Below are 13769 nucleotides of genomic sequence, written 5' to 3'. Positions count from 1 at the left end.
TTGTCGGGGGCTTTCCATTCCTTGCTCAATCTTCATCACCTCCAATCCGCTGTTTTGCAAGGGTGCAATAGTCGGGGTTTAACTCAATGCCGATATAGCGGCGGGAAAGGTGCTTTGCCGCCGCTGCGGTGGTGCCGCTGCCTAAAAACGGATCAAGGACAATCCCGCCCACGGGACAGCCCGCCAAAATGCACGTTTCCGCAAGTTTGGGCGGGTATGCTGCGAAATGCCCGCCATGATACGCGACATTGTTGATCTGCCAAACGTTGCGACGGCTGCGGACGGGACAAATCAACTCGTCGGCGTATGCGCCCTTTTCGCGGGGGCGGTTGATTTTCTGCGGCTGGTTTTGCCCCGGAACAGTAACGTTATACTTGTTTCCTTTGCTAACTCCGCTTTTCAGCCGCCCCGCCGTTGTGGGGGCTATCGGCTCGGCTACTGCTTGCCAATTGTAGTAATACTTCTTTGACTTGGTAAGCAGAAACACATATTCATAGCAGCGGGTCGGCCTGTCCCGCGTGCTTTCTGGCATGGGGTTTGTTTTGTGCCAAATGATAGAACTGCGCAAATACCAACCGTCGCCCCGCAAGGCAAGGGCTACAAGCCACGGAATACCGATTAAATCTTTGGGCTTACAGCCGGGGGCGCGGTGGTTGAACGCCACTTGCTGCCCGTTCCTGCCTTTGGGATATTTGGGGTCTTGGTGGTCGGCTTTGCTGCCTGTGCCGCAATAAGTGTCCGCGATATTCAGCCAACAAGTCCCCTCCGGCGTAAGCACCCGCTTTACCTCATGGAATACCGCCGTAATGCGGGAAACATATTCTTCCGGCGTTGCTTCCCGTCCGATCTGCCCGTCTGCGCCATAGTCCCGCAAGGCATAGTAGGGCGGGGACGTTACGCAACAATCAACTGCGTTTTCCGGCAAGGTTTGAAGCACCTGCAAGCTGTCGCCGCAATAGATTTTGTCCGTTTCTATCCTCATGCCGACACCTCGCCGGGTTTGGTCGTCATGACGCGGTACAGTTCCGTATCCTGCGGGAAACGGTCAATAAAGGGCAAAATCACGTTGCCGTAGAAAATAAGCCCCTCGCCCGCGTCGGAATGGGTTACATAGGTCATTTGCTGCTGCGAAATGTTAAGCTGCTTTGCAAGGATTTCCCTGTCGCCCTGTGCTTGGTTGAGCATATAGACAAAATCGCTGTTTTCAAAAACGTTTGAAACTTCTCTGCTCGTCAAAAGGTCTTTGACGTTCTGCGTGATACCTGTCGGAATACCGCCCCACTTCCTAAAACGCTTCCAAATCTCGACGCTGTATGCTGCGGTCTGTTCCTCTTTCAAGAGTAAATGAAATTCGTCGATGTAATACCGCGTCGCCTTGCCCTCGCTGCGGTTTACCGTTACTCTGTTCCATACTTGGTCTTGGACGATAAGCATACCGACTTTTTTAAGCTGCGTACCGAGTTCCTTAATATCAAAGCAGACAAGGCGATTATGAATGTCAACGTTTGTCCTGTGGTTAAAAATGTTCAAGCTGCCGTTTACATAGAGTTCCAATGCCGCCGCGATACGCTGCGCTTCCTTTTCCGGCTGCTTCTTGATCTCGTCGTAGAGGTCGCCCAAAATCGGCATATTCTCCGGCTTCGGGTCGGCAAGGTAGTTGCGGTACACGCTGATAACAGCGCGGTCAATCAAGGTCTTTTCGACAGCTTCCAGCCCGTTTTTACCTCCCATAATCAACTCACAAAAGGAAAGGATAAAATCGCTCTTTAAGGCTATGGGCGTGTCGCCCTCGCTGTAATTGAGGTTAATATCCATAGGGTTAATGTACTGCGTGCTGTTCTGCGAAACCTTGATAACCTGTCCTTTCAAACGTCCGACAAGGGGGTAATATTCGGCTTCGGGGTCGCAAATGATAATGTCGTCGGACGTGATAAGAAAAGCGTTTGTGATTTCGCGTTTTGCAGAAAAACTTTTGCCGCTGCCCGGTGTGCCGAGTATCAAGCCGTTGGGATTTTTCAGCTTCTTTCGGTCGCACAAAATCATGTTGTTGGAAAGGGCGTTTAAGCCGTAATACAATGCTTCGCCGCTTTGGAACAGCTCTTGCACCGTAAAGGGAACGAAAACGGCGGTGCTGCTGGTCGTCAAGCCGCGCTGGATATGGATAAGGTTTTCCCCCAACGGGATAGAGGACATAAGCCCCTGTTCCTGCCGGTAGTCAAGGCGGGTCAAAATGCAGTTGTATTTCTGCGCGATTGCCGCCGCTCCAAATACTTCGTTATCCAATTTCTGCTTGGTATCTGCAAGGTTTAAGACAAGCAGCGTAAGCAGAAACATTCTTTCGTTGCGGCTCTGCAAATCGCGGAGTAGGTTTTTTGCTTCCCCGCCGTAGGTGGCAAGGTCGGACGGAATAATATCCATGTCGTAGCCGCTGCGGATTGCTTTTTTCTGTTCCTCGATTTTCATACGGTCAAGGTCGGTAATCTTGCGCTTAATCGTCTTGATTGCTTCGTTGTGGTCGATACTCTGAATGTGCAGATTGACGATAATCCCGTTTTCCGCGTCCATGAAGTCGGCAAGCATACGGTCGGAGAGTTCCGGCGCGACGATCTGCAAAAAGGAAACTACGCCAAACTTGCCGCCCATTTGAAACATTCGCCCGTCGCCAAATCGGAAAGAGGACGGCGCGATAAAGTCTTTGACAGAAAGACCGCTTGCGGGTAGCCATTCCCACGCAAAGTTAAAGCGTTCCCCGTCCGGGTGGAAAATCCCATGCAGCACTTCAAGACGCTGTTTCCCGTCCAATACCCGCGCCGCCGCGCCGATCACCTTAAAATGGTTGAGGGTGTCCGTTTCAATGCGGGCAAGACGCGCCCGCGCCGATCTAATGTCCTTTGCTTCAACGGTAAAGGTGAGAAACTTGGTCTTGATAAGCCCGTTGTTTCCGCGTTCAAGCTGCGTCCTAAGCATTTCGGTGTATTCTGCTCTGATACTGTCGAAGTCATCATTCTGCGGCGCAATCGTGATACTGTTCTTGAAATCGTCCTTGTTCGCATGGCGGCTGATTAGGGAAAGCTGCACGCTGATAGAAGCGTCGAACGAGTTATACATATCGCAAAGGGCTTCAAAAATGGCGGTTTTGTCGTCCGGCTGCGCAAGCTGATAGTTGATGTCCTCAAACTCAATGCACTTGGAATACCGCCCGTTTGCAAGGCGGCAAATCCCGTCCTTATACATTCGCTCAAACGGTATGCTGTCCTGCGCCGTATGGGGCTTCCCGTCGCCCTTTGCCTGTCGGATAAGGGTATCTATCTGTTTTCTTTCCTGTCGGGAAAGTTTACGCTTTTCGTTTTGGGTGTTTTTCTTTTCCTTTGACAATCGCCCGTACCTCCTTATCTAATTGCTCTTGCCGCGCAAGGGCGGCATAAAAATTGTTGGTCTGATAAGGTCGCTCTTTGGGGCGAAGAAACTTCACTTCCACAAATTGCCGAATAATCACTTCCAGCGGTTGCCCGTTTTTCTCGTACATGGCAAGCAAAAACATAGGCAGCATGGCAAGCACCATGCACAATGCCGCTGTGGTTGTTCCAACGCTGTCTTTTACCAAAAAGAACAGCGGCAGTCCGATTGCTACCGCCGCGCTGAAACAAATTAGCTGTCGTTTCGTAAGGTTGAACATTACCTTGCTTTTGATTTTTGTTAAGTCCTTTGGGACGGTTACATACGCCATTTCAAACCTCCTTTCTGCCCGGAATGTAATCTTCAAAACGGGGGACAGCATAGAAAAGCCGTTTGTTATTTACCCACCGTTGCAAATGGCGGGTAACAGGCGGGGCGGTTGGACGCTCGTAAATCATCACATACGGGTCAAAGCCCATAGCCCGCAAGGTGTTCACGCGGTATAAATCCTGTTCGTGAGTGCTGCCGTAGTTGGTAAGAACATACACGCGCCGCTGGCGGCTGCTCTTAATGGCGGTCAAATCCAAAAAACGTTGGAAATACCCGGTTAAGTCCTCGTCGGGATTATCCCATGCAAAATGTACCGCTTTTATCCGTACCCGATTTAACAGGCTGACATTATCCCTGTTCACAAGGCGAATATCCAGCCCTTGCGAAAAATCCACCCATGCGCGGCTTCGTATAAGCTGCTCAATGAGATTTTCATGGTCGGGACAGGCAAGCAGATTAGCGTCCATGATTTTTATTTCCGGCTGCCATTTCCAAAACTCGGACAAATCCGCAACCTTAACACTTTTGCGTCCCTCTTTACTGCTGACAATGCAAAACCCGCAATTTCTCGGACAACCCCGGCTTAAAAAGCCGTAGGCAATCCCGAAAAACTGCGGGTAGATAGAATAATCCGGGTAACTGTGTTCCACTTCCGGCGGCAAGCGGTTTTTCGTGTCGTAGCCCGTACCGCCGAAAATAACTTGTTCCGCGTTGGTAACGGTTATCGTGTCTTTGGAATAGGTGTCCGTAAAGACGCGGCTTTTATATACAAGGTCGTACCGCCCCTTTGCGTTCCACCATTCCACCGTATGCCCCTTTGCTTTATGATACGCGGATAGCTTCATCAAGCAGAGGTTGGGGAAATTATGGCTGTCAACGTCGATTAAACCGATTTTCAAATCATAACTCACCCCCTTAATGTGCCGAAAAGACGCTCTTTGCAAGGCTTCCCGTTTTGAAAAGCGTAAAGCACAAGAGGACGGTATAGCCCATGCAAGCCCAGATCGCGCCGGAAATGTCGTCGGTCGCTGCGATTGTTTGTATCAACACCGCATAAATGCCGACACACACCAAGATCAGAAACGCCTGAAAACCAAGCGCAAGCAAAGATTTTAAGTAATTCTGTCCCATGCTGCCCCATTCGTGATTTACCATTGTTGCCATAGGGATAGGGGCAACGCTCGTTACAAGATATATTTCAATCATGCGCCCATACACCACAAGCATAATGCAGATTGACAGGGCTTTCATGGTAAGCCCTACAAAGAGGGATTGAAACCATAACCCCAAAAGACCGCCCACGCTCATAGCGTCGAGTTTTGCTTCAATGTCGGTAATGACGGTGGTAACGTCTATGCTTGTATCGGATATGATAACCCCCGCGCTCTGATTGACGACGCTCTGCGTAACGTCGAAAACTCCCATGACGATGTTCCAAGTGTTTGTTACCAGCAGCACCGCAACAAAGGTCTTAAAAATCCATTTGAAGAAAATCCAAGTGTCGAGATCGTGCAGATTGTTTTTTTCAATTACAAGCTGGATTAGTTCATAACACATGACAAAGGTAATGATAACGCCCGCAATCGGTACAATGACGTTTTCCGAAAGGCTGCGTATCATGTTGAATATGCCCGCGTTCCACCCGGCGGGGGTCGTGCCGACTTGTGTTGCGATTTCTCCAACCTCTGTATTTACGCTGTCAAACAAGCCGGAAAGGTTCGATAAAATCCCGTCTGTCAAAATGCCGCGAAACCAATCTTCAATCATCTGCCATATCAAAAGTTAATCCCTCCTTTCCCGCGCCCTCCCGTTTCCGAGAGGGCGCGGCGGGTGGTATTTGTTTTAGGCATTATCCAAAAAGTTGAGAAAGCAGGGGAACAAGGGTGCCGCCGATCAAAGCGACGCCGCCGCCCGCCATGAGCTGCTTCATGCCCTGGCTCTTTGCGCCCGGATTGTCGTTGCCGTAACCCTCCATGAGGTTAATGGCACCCCAAATGCCAAGACCTGCGCCAAGCGCGATAACCAAAGTCTGCAATACACCAACTGCGCTGTTGAAAAACTCCATATAAACCTCGCTTTCTGCCGCTGTGCGGCTCAAAAAAAGTTGTTGAAAATGAAAATGCCGCCGTTATTCCTCGGCGGCTGCGTCCTCGTCGGACAAATCTATTTCGTATATGTCAAAGGCTTCATCGGGCTTTACGATTGCCGGACGGGTAGACATATACCGTTCCACGTCAAAAGCGTTTCTTTTGTCGAAGTCGGAAAGGTATTTGTAGTTCGGGTGTTTCGTGATGTCGTATTTGTCGCTTAAAAAGGGACGCACACCGCGTAGCTGCAAAATACATTTCCCACCGTCCATAACTGCTATTTCGTCCTGTGTCATCAGCTCCTTTCCTAATTTTTGATAAGTAAGTCCATGAGAAACCTGCGTGCCGCGATTTTCGGAAGTATTGAAACTGTCGATTGTTTCCCGTCCCAAGTTATCCGAAATATCCTTTGCATTTTTCCCACGTCCTCCCAAAAACAAGGTGCTGTCGGCATTATCAAGTATGATTTCTGCCGCGTCCTTGTAAATGGCTTTTAGTTGGCTCTGCGATTGCAGAATGATAGAAGCGGACATTTCCCTGCTGCGAATGGTCGCAATTAACTTATCAAAGCGGGGTATCTGCCCGATGTTGGCAAATTCATCAAGCAAAAACCGGACATGAATAGGCAATTTGCCGTTGTATTCGTCGTCCGCTTTATCACAAAGCAAATTGAAAAGCTGCGATTGCAGAATAGCGATAACAAAATTAAAGGTGTCGTCGGTATCGCTCATTATGAGGAAAAGCGCGGTTTTCCTGTCGCCCAATGTATCAAGTTCCAATTCATCATAGGACATGAGTTCCCGGAGTTCCTCTATATCAAAAGGGGCAAGACGCGCACCGCAAGAAATAAGGATTGACTTTGCCGTTTTGCCCGCCGCCAATTTGTATTTTTTATATTGCTTCACCGCGAAATGGTCGGGGCTGCGTTCTTCTAAATCGGCAAAGAGCAGATCAACGGGGCTTTGGTATTCCTCGTCGTCCTCGCGTGCTTCGCTTGCATTGATAAGTTCAAGCAGCGTTGTAAAGTTCATTTCCTCGGCGGGGGCTTCATACCAAATGTAGCCGATCAACGCGCAATATAATAATCTCTCGGCTTTCACCCAAAAATCTTCCGCGCTTTTTTCTCCCTCGCCTTTGGTATTGACAATAAGGGTATTGACAACCTTTAACACGTCCTTTTCGCTGCGGATATACACAAAGGGGTTATATCGCATGGATTTCTTGAAGTTTATCGTATTCAGCACTTTTATCTTGTAGCCGCCGCGCTGCAAGAGCTTTCCGCACTCGATTAAGACGGTGCCTTTTGGGTCGGTCAAGACGTAGGAAGAATGAAGCTGCATTAAATTAGGCTTTACGAAAAACCTTGTCTTGCCGCTGCCGCTGCCGCCGATCACCACGACGTTTTTATTTCTCGCATATTTCGGCTGCTTCGGGCGGCTGTTCATGGTAAGGCGTTCGGTCTGCGTCAAAATGATGTTGTTCTGAAAATCCGGGTCGATGTAGGGCTTTATATCTTCGGCGTTGCCCCAACGTGCGCTGCCGTATTCTGCGCCCTTGCGGTATTTCTTTGCGTTTTTCCCTTTGACATAGACAATCAGACGGATAACCACCGCGCCGACAATGCCGATAAGCAAATCCAACGGGTGAACGCTCGGCAAGGCATTTGAAAACGCTTCGGAAAATCCCTGTGTGATATTGAGTATCTTTTCGGAAATATCCGCGCCGGGGGCAAGCCGCACCGCCTGTCCCACCTTATCAAAGAGATAGACAAAGAACACATAGGGGATATTCGGGATTATCAACTTTTTGTAGTTCATCTGCTTCATATCTCGCGCCCCCTGTCTATTTTCTTTACCTTGTCGCGGGCGGCGTTAAGCTGCTTCGCCTTGTCCTTTGCTGCGGCAAGGGCTTTGCGGATAGAGGGCTTTTTATCCCTGTTCAGCTTCTTTGCGGAAAACTCTTGAAACGCTGCGGTCATAACGTCCGCGTCCCTGCCTTTGAAAAACACAAGGTAACGGGTCTGTTCGCCCTTAACCTTTTTCAGCGAAAAATCTATGTTGTACTTCTTCGCGGTACTCTCAAAGGCTTTGATATTGCTGTCGGTGATCTCGATGTTGGAAACACCCGCATTTTGCTTCATAAGCTGCCGCATGGTCTGTTTCCCATGCGGGGCTTTGCTTTTCTGCTCCAAAAACTTCTTGATTGCTTTCTGCAACGCCTGTTCGGTAAGCCTTGCCGCGCCTTTTCCCACATTGACGGATAGGGCAATCGTTTTTTGGGTTACTTCCTCCTGCAAGGTATCAACTCCTTTCCCGGTAAACTGCGGCTATGCTCATTTGCTGCCGTAAAAGTCGTGATTGACAAGGGCGGTATAGTAGCTGTCAATGGTACTCGGTGCGTTGAACAGCACCGCTTTTAGATACTGCTTGATGTTGCGGATTTTGGTTGTGTTCTCCCTCATGCAGTCCAAAACAAACTCAACGTGGCTGCTATTCAGCTTCATAAACTTTGATTTGACAAGTTCGGCGGGGTAGTCGTCCCCGGCGATACGGATTGTCTTTCGGGCTGTGCAGACGGTTTCCAGCATGATTTCTACAATCTCGTCCAAACGGTCTTTATCCATTTTGGGGTCTTGAATGAGAATGTCATAGTCGATGTTGTCTTTGATGATTTCCCGATAAATCTCTATTGCGCTGTTTGTTTTCGCTTCCGTTCTTTTCCTTTCCGGCGGCGTAGCCGCTTCGTCCTGCTCATAAGGCAAGGGATTTAGGGAATGGAAAGGAATGGAATGGGTACTTGATAAATCAGTAATTGATTGTTCTTTACTTGATATATCTTTATTTAATTGCGTTGGATTTTCCAACGTAGGTTTTTCCAACGTAGGTTTTTCCAACGTTGGATTATCCAATGTTGGATTTTCCAATGTAGGTAAATCCGATGTAGGCGGCTGTTCGCTGCTGGTAGCTGCTTCCGGCTCTTTGGGCTGCGGCTGCTCGTATATGACATAATCCGCACCGCGCAAACGTCCTTTCTCGTCGCGTTCCCGGCTGCGGACGATATATCCGGCTTTTTCAAGTTCTTTGACCGCTTCGCGGATTGCGTCGATCTTCTCCCGGTTGATATGGGATAAGCCCGCAAGGGTATAATCCCAATCTTCGGGCAGCGAAAGCATTTGCGACAACAAGCCCTTTGCCTTTAAGGACAATTCCTTGTTTCGCAAGTGGTGGTTGCTCATAACGGTATATCCCGTATTTCGCTCCACTCTGAAAACTGCCATATTTCCTCACTTCCTCTCTTGGTATGCGTGGACAATTAGAAAGCCGTTTTCGGCTGTTTTGGTATTGCAATATGCCCTTTGCCGTTTTCGCGTCTGCAAAGCCGCATGGCACAAGGGCTTTTGCCCGTCTATTTGTCCATGCTGGCGTGCGTTTTCCGCGTCCTTTTGCCGGGGCAATAGGGACACTCTTTGAAAACGCAAAACTCATATTTCCACCCGGGGCGGTAGAAACGGCAAGTGCCGCAATCTTCATCATCTCCGGCACAACCGGATTGATAGCGGTCAAATCCCGGCTTCTGCTGCATGAGCAATTCAAACGCCCGCTGCTTGCCCTTTGTGAAATACATTCCGGCTGCACCTCCTTTCCTGCGGGCATAAAAAAACGGCGTTACTTTCTCCCCCAAAGGGGTTAAGGTAACGCCGTTTGTGTGCGTATTCAGTTTTTAACACATTCCCTGTCTATCCGCTGTCCGCAAAACCATTGATTTTATTAGCTTTTTGCCGCTATCGCTATCACACCTCATTATTCAACCGTCCCGGATTTCAACGTATGCTTGCCGATATAAAAGCTGGAAAAATCAAGCGCGTTATCGTCAAAGATATGTCCCGTTTCGGGCGTGATTACCTGCAAGTCGGTTTCTACACCGATATGTTGTTCCCCGATTTTGGCGTGCATTTTGTCGCGGTCAATGACGGAGTTGACAGTACGCGGGGCGAAAACGAGTTTACCGCAATCCGCAACGTGTTCAATGAAATGTATGCCCGCGACACTTCAAAGAAGATACGCGCTACTTGGCAATCAAAGGGAAAATCCGGCGAACATCTTACTACAATCCCGCCTTATGGCTATATGAAAGACCCCGACAACAAAAAGAAGTGGATTATTGACGAGGAAGCCGCAGCCGTTGTGCAACAGATTTTCGCATTGTGCGTTTCCGGCATGGGACCGACACAAATATGCCATTGGTTAGAGAAAAGCGAAGTCCTCAATCCTACTTTCTATTGGCTGTCAAAGGGCGTAAAGGTAACAAACAAACCGAAGCCGGGGGCGAACCCGTACAAGTGGACGAATGAAACGGTTTCCCGTATGCTTGAAAAGATAGAGTATTTAGGGCATACCGTAAACTTCAAGACCCGCAAGCAATCCTACAAGAGCAAAAAGACATTGTGGAACGACCCGTCCGAATGGGTGATCTTTGAGAACACGCAGCCGCCGATTGTAGAGGAAAGTGTATTTCTCATTGTGCAGAACATACGCAAATCCCGCCGCCGCCCCACCAAAATGGGCGATATGGGTATTTTCTCCGGGCTGCTTTATTGTGCAGAGTGCGGCGGTAAAATGTATCAATGCCGAGCAACGAACTTCACCGAAGAACAGAAATATTTTATCTGTTCAACCTATCGGAAAGGCAAAGACTTGTGTACGACCCATTCAATCAAAAATGTTGTTCTGTATGAAATCGTCTTGAAAAATCTACGGGAAGCAATCGACTATGTAACAGAGTATGAAGCCGAGTTTGTGCAGGAAGCAGCAGACAGCCGTTTGCGAGAGCGCGACGTTGAGTTTTCCCGCAAGCGCGAAACACTTTCCAAAGCCAAAAGCCGTATTGCCGAGTTGGATAATCTGTTTAAGCATTTATATGAGGACAATGTAACCGGGAAATTGTCTGATGAACGGTTTATCAAAATGTCCCATGACTACGAATTGGAACAGAGCAATCTAAAAGCTATGGCAGAAGTGCTACGGGAAGAAATCAAGCAGCAGGAAAAACAAAAGACCAACGTTAAAGCGTTTATCAGCGCGGTAAAGAAGTACACCGATATGCAGCAGCTTGACGCTGCTATGCTACGGGAGTTTATAGATCGTATCGAAGTTTCCCATACCGACAAAAAATCCAAGACAAGGGAAATCACGATTGTATATAACTTCATCGGTGCATTTGATTTTGGACGGGCGAAAGAAAAAGCCCAAAATACAACTCAAAAACAGCAAAGAACGGCATAGCCGTTTAGCTACACCGTTCCTTGCTAAAATGTTTTCTTAATTCACCGCCCCATAAACGTCCGCTTTTATTATTTACAATTTTAAAAAGCTTTCCCTTATTAATTTTTATATCTTAACGCCCTCATAGCGTTCAGAATAGCTATCACTGAAACTCCGACGTCTGAGAAAACCGCGGCCCACATATTAGCCATACCGGCCGCTCCCAAAATCAGCACAATGAATTTTACAGCGAGAGCAAAAACAATATTCTGATGAACAATTTTAAGCGTTCTTCTTGAAATTCTGACTGCGGCTGCAATTTTGGAAGGCTTATCGTCCATAAGTACAATATCGGCGGCCTCGATAGCAGCGTCCGAGCCGACTGCGCCCATTGCAATTCCTATATCTGCCCTTGATAATACCGGAGCGTCGTTTATTCCGTCTCCGACAAAAATCAGCCTGCCTTTTTCAGATTTTTCTTCAAACAGCTTTTCAACCTTTTCAACCTTGCCGTCCGGCAAAAGCTCCGTATATACCTCGTCTATACCAAGCTCCGCAGAAATACGCTCGCCGACCGCCTTAGCGTCGCCCGTAAGCATAACCGTTTTTCTAACGCCCTCTTTTTTCAGTTCCTTTACCGCGTCAGCCGAATCCTCCTTAATTTTATCAGATATAACGATATGTCCGGCATATACGCCGTCTGAAGCAACATGAACCGTTGTCCCGATATGATGGCAAGGATGCCAGCTAACGCCTATATCGTCCATCAGCTTTCCGTTTCCGACGCAAATGTCTTTGCCGTCGATAACCGCTTTTATTCCCCTGCCTGATATTTCTTTAACGTCTGAAATTCTGGATTTATCTATTTGAGCATTAAAAGCTTCTATTATTGAACGTGAAATAGGATGACTTGAATACACTTCCGCATATGCAGCAAGCTCTATAAGCTTTTGCTCGGATATAATCTGCGGATGTACGGCGGTTACGTTGAATACGCCCTTTGTTAGAGTGCCGGTTTTATCAAACACAACGATTTCAGCCTTTGCCAAGGCTTCAAGATAATTGCCGCCTTTTATAAGTATACCGCATTTTGACGCTCCTCCGATACCGCCGAAAAAGCTAAGCGGAACCGATATAACCAAAGCGCACGGACAGGATATAACTAAGAAAATAAGAGCGCGGTTTATCCATTCCGACCAATTTCCGGTAACAACTGACGGAACTACCGCAAGCAGCAGGGCGCAGGTCACAACGCATGGCGTATAGTATCTTGCAAATTTGGTAATAAAGTTTTCCGCCTTTGCTTTTTTACTGCTTGAATTTTCAACAAGGTCAAGGATTTTTGCAACTGTAGACTCGCCAAATTCCTTTGTTACCCTTACTCTTATAACTCCGTTTATATTAATACAACCGCTTATAACGTCATCGCCGTCAGTTAAACTTCTCGGTACCGATTCTCCCGTAAGCGCCGAAGTATCGACGCTGGTCGAACCTTCTATTATAACGCCGTCAAGAGGTATTCGCTCGCCCGGTCTGATAACTATTATATCTCCTATGGAAACCTCGTCAGGATCGGCCTCAATAATTCCTCCGTTCTTTTCAAGATTCGCATAATCAGGACGTATATCCATCAGAGAGGAAATAGACTTTCTAGATCTTCCCACTGCTACGCTCTGAAAAAGCTCGCCTACCTGATAAAAAAGCATAACTGCGCTTCCCTCCCGGTATTCCCCTAAGGCAAACGCTCCGACAGTTGCAATAGTCATAAGAAAATTCTCGTCAAAAATCTGACCGTGCATTATATTTCTTACGGCTCTCCAAAGTATGTCATAGCCTATTATAAGGTACGGCACAAGATACGCCGCAAGCTGTAAATAGCCTTCCGCAGGCAGAAAAGACGCGATTAAAAGAGCTGCGAACCCAATAACGATTCTTACTAATGTTTTCTTTTGTCCAAAACTCATAAACTGCCTCCCGTTCAAATATTTAATTACAAGATGATTCTACAGTCTGGCTCGATTTTTTTACATACCTTTACAGCCTTTTTCATAATTTCATCAAGTCGGGCTTCCTCCGCTTCAATAATAAGCTTTTGCGTCATAAAGCTAACGGACGCTTTCTCAACTCCTTCTATTTTATTAATGGCCGCTTCCATTTTTGCAGCACAGTTAGCGCAGTCAAGCTCTTCAAGCTTATATATTTTTTTCATAATAAATTCTCCTTTTTATTATATACAATTATTCGTTTATATGATCCATTCCCTGATTAATAATACTGTAGACATGATCGTCTGCCAGAGAGTAAAAAACGTTTTTACCGTCCTTTCGGCTCTTTACAAGCTTATTTGTCTTCAAAACCCTTAGCTGATGAGAAACCGCCGTCTGACTCACCTTCAAAAGCTGCGCTATGTCGCATACGCACAGTTCCGCTTCAAAAAGAGCGTATAAAATTTTTATTCTTGTGGAATCTCCGAATATTTTAAACAGCTCTGCCAGATCATAAAGCTTTTCCTCCTCAGGCATATCATTTATGACCTTTTTTACAGTATCCTCATGCACAAACAAATACTCGCATTTTTCATTATCCATATCCGCATATCCTTTCATATGTTTATCTGTTCATATGATACCATGTTTTTGTATTCTTGTCAATAGCTTTTATATATTTAAATAAAAAAATAATCTGCGATAAAACC

14 protein-coding genes are annotated in these 13769 nt (G+C 47.2%); 1 reads left to right on the top strand and 13 read right to left on the bottom strand.

The window, feature by feature from the left end; all coding sequences use genetic code 11:
• Positions 1–25 precede the first annotated feature (25 nt).
• The 10 genes from ACYQ0N_RS03175 to ACYQ0N_RS03130 form a co-directional block, all read right to left on the bottom strand.
• Positions 26–982, bottom strand: coding sequence for a DNA-methyltransferase (locus ACYQ0N_RS03175; RefSeq protein WP_055143064.1), 957 nt, complete (start codon positions 980–982; stop codon positions 26–28).
• Positions 979–3375 (bottom strand): VirB4-like conjugal transfer ATPase, CD1110 family, encoded by a 2397-nt coding sequence (locus ACYQ0N_RS03170; RefSeq protein ID WP_055143062.1) that lies wholly within the window; start codon positions 3373–3375, stop codon positions 979–981. Before ACYQ0N_RS03170 ends, ACYQ0N_RS03175 begins: the two co-directional genes overlap by 4 nt.
• Entirely contained in the window at positions 3335–3727 is a 393-nt protein-coding gene (locus ACYQ0N_RS03165; protein ID WP_007860207.1) for a PrgI family protein, read from the bottom strand. Before ACYQ0N_RS03165 ends, ACYQ0N_RS03170 begins: the two co-directional genes overlap by 41 nt.
• 1 nt (position 3728) lies before the next feature.
• The gene (locus ACYQ0N_RS03160; RefSeq protein ID WP_040415648.1) at positions 3729–4637 is read right to left on the bottom strand and encodes a radical SAM protein; all 909 of its coding nucleotides are present in this window, start codon (positions 4635–4637) and stop codon (positions 3729–3731) included.
• A 4-nt stretch (positions 4638–4641) separates the two neighbouring features.
• Entirely contained in the window at positions 4642–5505 is an 864-nt protein-coding gene (locus ACYQ0N_RS03155; RefSeq protein ID WP_007860210.1) for a VirB6/TrbL-like conjugal transfer protein, CD1112 family, read from the bottom strand.
• Positions 5506–5575: 70 nt separating this feature from the next.
• Positions 5576–5791 carry a Maff2 family mobile element protein gene (locus ACYQ0N_RS03150; RefSeq protein ID WP_003431213.1) on the bottom strand — a complete coding sequence of 72 codons (216 nt, stop codon included), beginning with the start codon at positions 5789–5791 and terminating at the stop codon, positions 5576–5578.
• Between the two features lie 63 nt (positions 5792–5854).
• On the bottom strand, positions 5855–7639 hold the full coding sequence (locus tag ACYQ0N_RS03145) for a VirD4-like conjugal transfer protein, CD1115 family (RefSeq protein ID WP_055143520.1): 1785 nt from the start codon (positions 7637–7639) through the stop codon (positions 5855–5857).
• Positions 7636–8109: a PcfB family protein gene (locus tag ACYQ0N_RS03140; RefSeq protein WP_006775667.1), complete on the bottom strand. Its 474-nt coding sequence runs from the start codon at positions 8107–8109 to the stop codon at positions 7636–7638. Before ACYQ0N_RS03140 ends, ACYQ0N_RS03145 begins: the two co-directional genes overlap by 4 nt.
• A 36-nt stretch (positions 8110–8145) precedes the next feature.
• Entirely contained in the window at positions 8146–9090 is a 945-nt protein-coding gene (locus ACYQ0N_RS03135; RefSeq protein WP_055143522.1) for a DUF6017 domain-containing protein, read from the bottom strand.
• Between the two features lie 128 nt (positions 9091–9218).
• Positions 9219–9494, bottom strand: a complete 276-nt coding sequence (locus tag ACYQ0N_RS03130; RefSeq protein ID WP_017141831.1) for a hypothetical protein — start codon at positions 9492–9494, stop codon at positions 9219–9221.
• Positions 9495–9514: 20 nt separating this feature from the next.
• Between ACYQ0N_RS03130 and ACYQ0N_RS03125 the strand changes: the two genes are divergently transcribed.
• Entirely contained in the window at positions 9515–11095 is a 1581-nt protein-coding gene (locus ACYQ0N_RS03125; protein ID WP_460161834.1) for a DUF4368 domain-containing protein, read from the top strand.
• Positions 11096–11193: 98 nt separating this feature from the next.
• On the opposite strand, the gene ACYQ0N_RS03120 is transcribed toward ACYQ0N_RS03125, so the two are convergent.
• The 3 genes from ACYQ0N_RS03120 to ACYQ0N_RS03110 are packed head-to-tail and all read right to left on the bottom strand — an operon-like array spanning position 11194 to position 13662.
• Complete coding sequence (locus tag ACYQ0N_RS03120; RefSeq protein WP_460161833.1) at positions 11194–13038, bottom strand: heavy metal translocating P-type ATPase; 1845 nt, start codon at positions 13036–13038, stop codon at positions 11194–11196.
• Between the two features lie 26 nt (positions 13039–13064).
• Entirely contained in the window at positions 13065–13283 is a 219-nt protein-coding gene (locus tag ACYQ0N_RS03115) for a cation transporter (protein WP_460161832.1), read from the bottom strand.
• Positions 13284–13311: 28 nt separating this feature from the next.
• Positions 13312–13662: an ArsR/SmtB family transcription factor gene (locus ACYQ0N_RS03110; protein ID WP_177532146.1), complete on the bottom strand. Its 351-nt coding sequence runs from the start codon at positions 13660–13662 to the stop codon at positions 13312–13314.
• Positions 13663–13769 lie beyond the last annotated feature (107 nt).

The sequence above is a fragment of the Ruminococcus sporogenes genome (genome assembly GCF_054655175.1).
Note: the sequence above shows the minus strand (reverse complement) of the source record. Positions and strands in the feature narration are given on the sequence as shown.

Excerpts from the sequence above, each read along its gene's own strand:
- ACYQ0N_RS03175 (WP_055143064.1), bottom strand. The coding sequence starts at position 982 with ATGAGGATAGAAACGGACAAAATCTATTGCGGCGACAGCTTGCAGGTG.
- ACYQ0N_RS03165 (WP_007860207.1), bottom strand. The coding sequence starts at position 3,727 with ATGGCGTATGTAACCGTCCCAAAGGACTTAACAAAAATCAAAAGCAAG.
- ACYQ0N_RS03150 (WP_003431213.1), bottom strand. The coding sequence starts at position 5,791 with ATGGAGTTTTTCAACAGCGCAGTTGGTGTATTGCAGACTTTGGTTATC.
- ACYQ0N_RS03145 (WP_055143520.1), bottom strand. The coding sequence starts at position 7,639 with ATGAAGCAGATGAACTACAAAAAGTTGATAATCCCGAATATCCCCTAT.
- ACYQ0N_RS03135 (WP_055143522.1), bottom strand. The coding sequence starts at position 9,090 with ATGGCAGTTTTCAGAGTGGAGCGAAATACGGGATATACCGTTATGAGC.
- ACYQ0N_RS03120 (WP_460161833.1), bottom strand. The coding sequence starts at position 13,038 with ATGAGTTTTGGACAAAAGAAAACATTAGTAAGAATCGTTATTGGGTTC.
- ACYQ0N_RS03115 (WP_460161832.1), bottom strand. The coding sequence starts at position 13,283 with ATGAAAAAAATATATAAGCTTGAAGAGCTTGACTGCGCTAACTGTGCT.
- ACYQ0N_RS03110 (WP_177532146.1), bottom strand. The coding sequence starts at position 13,662 with ATGGATAATGAAAAATGCGAGTATTTGTTTGTGCATGAGGATACTGTA.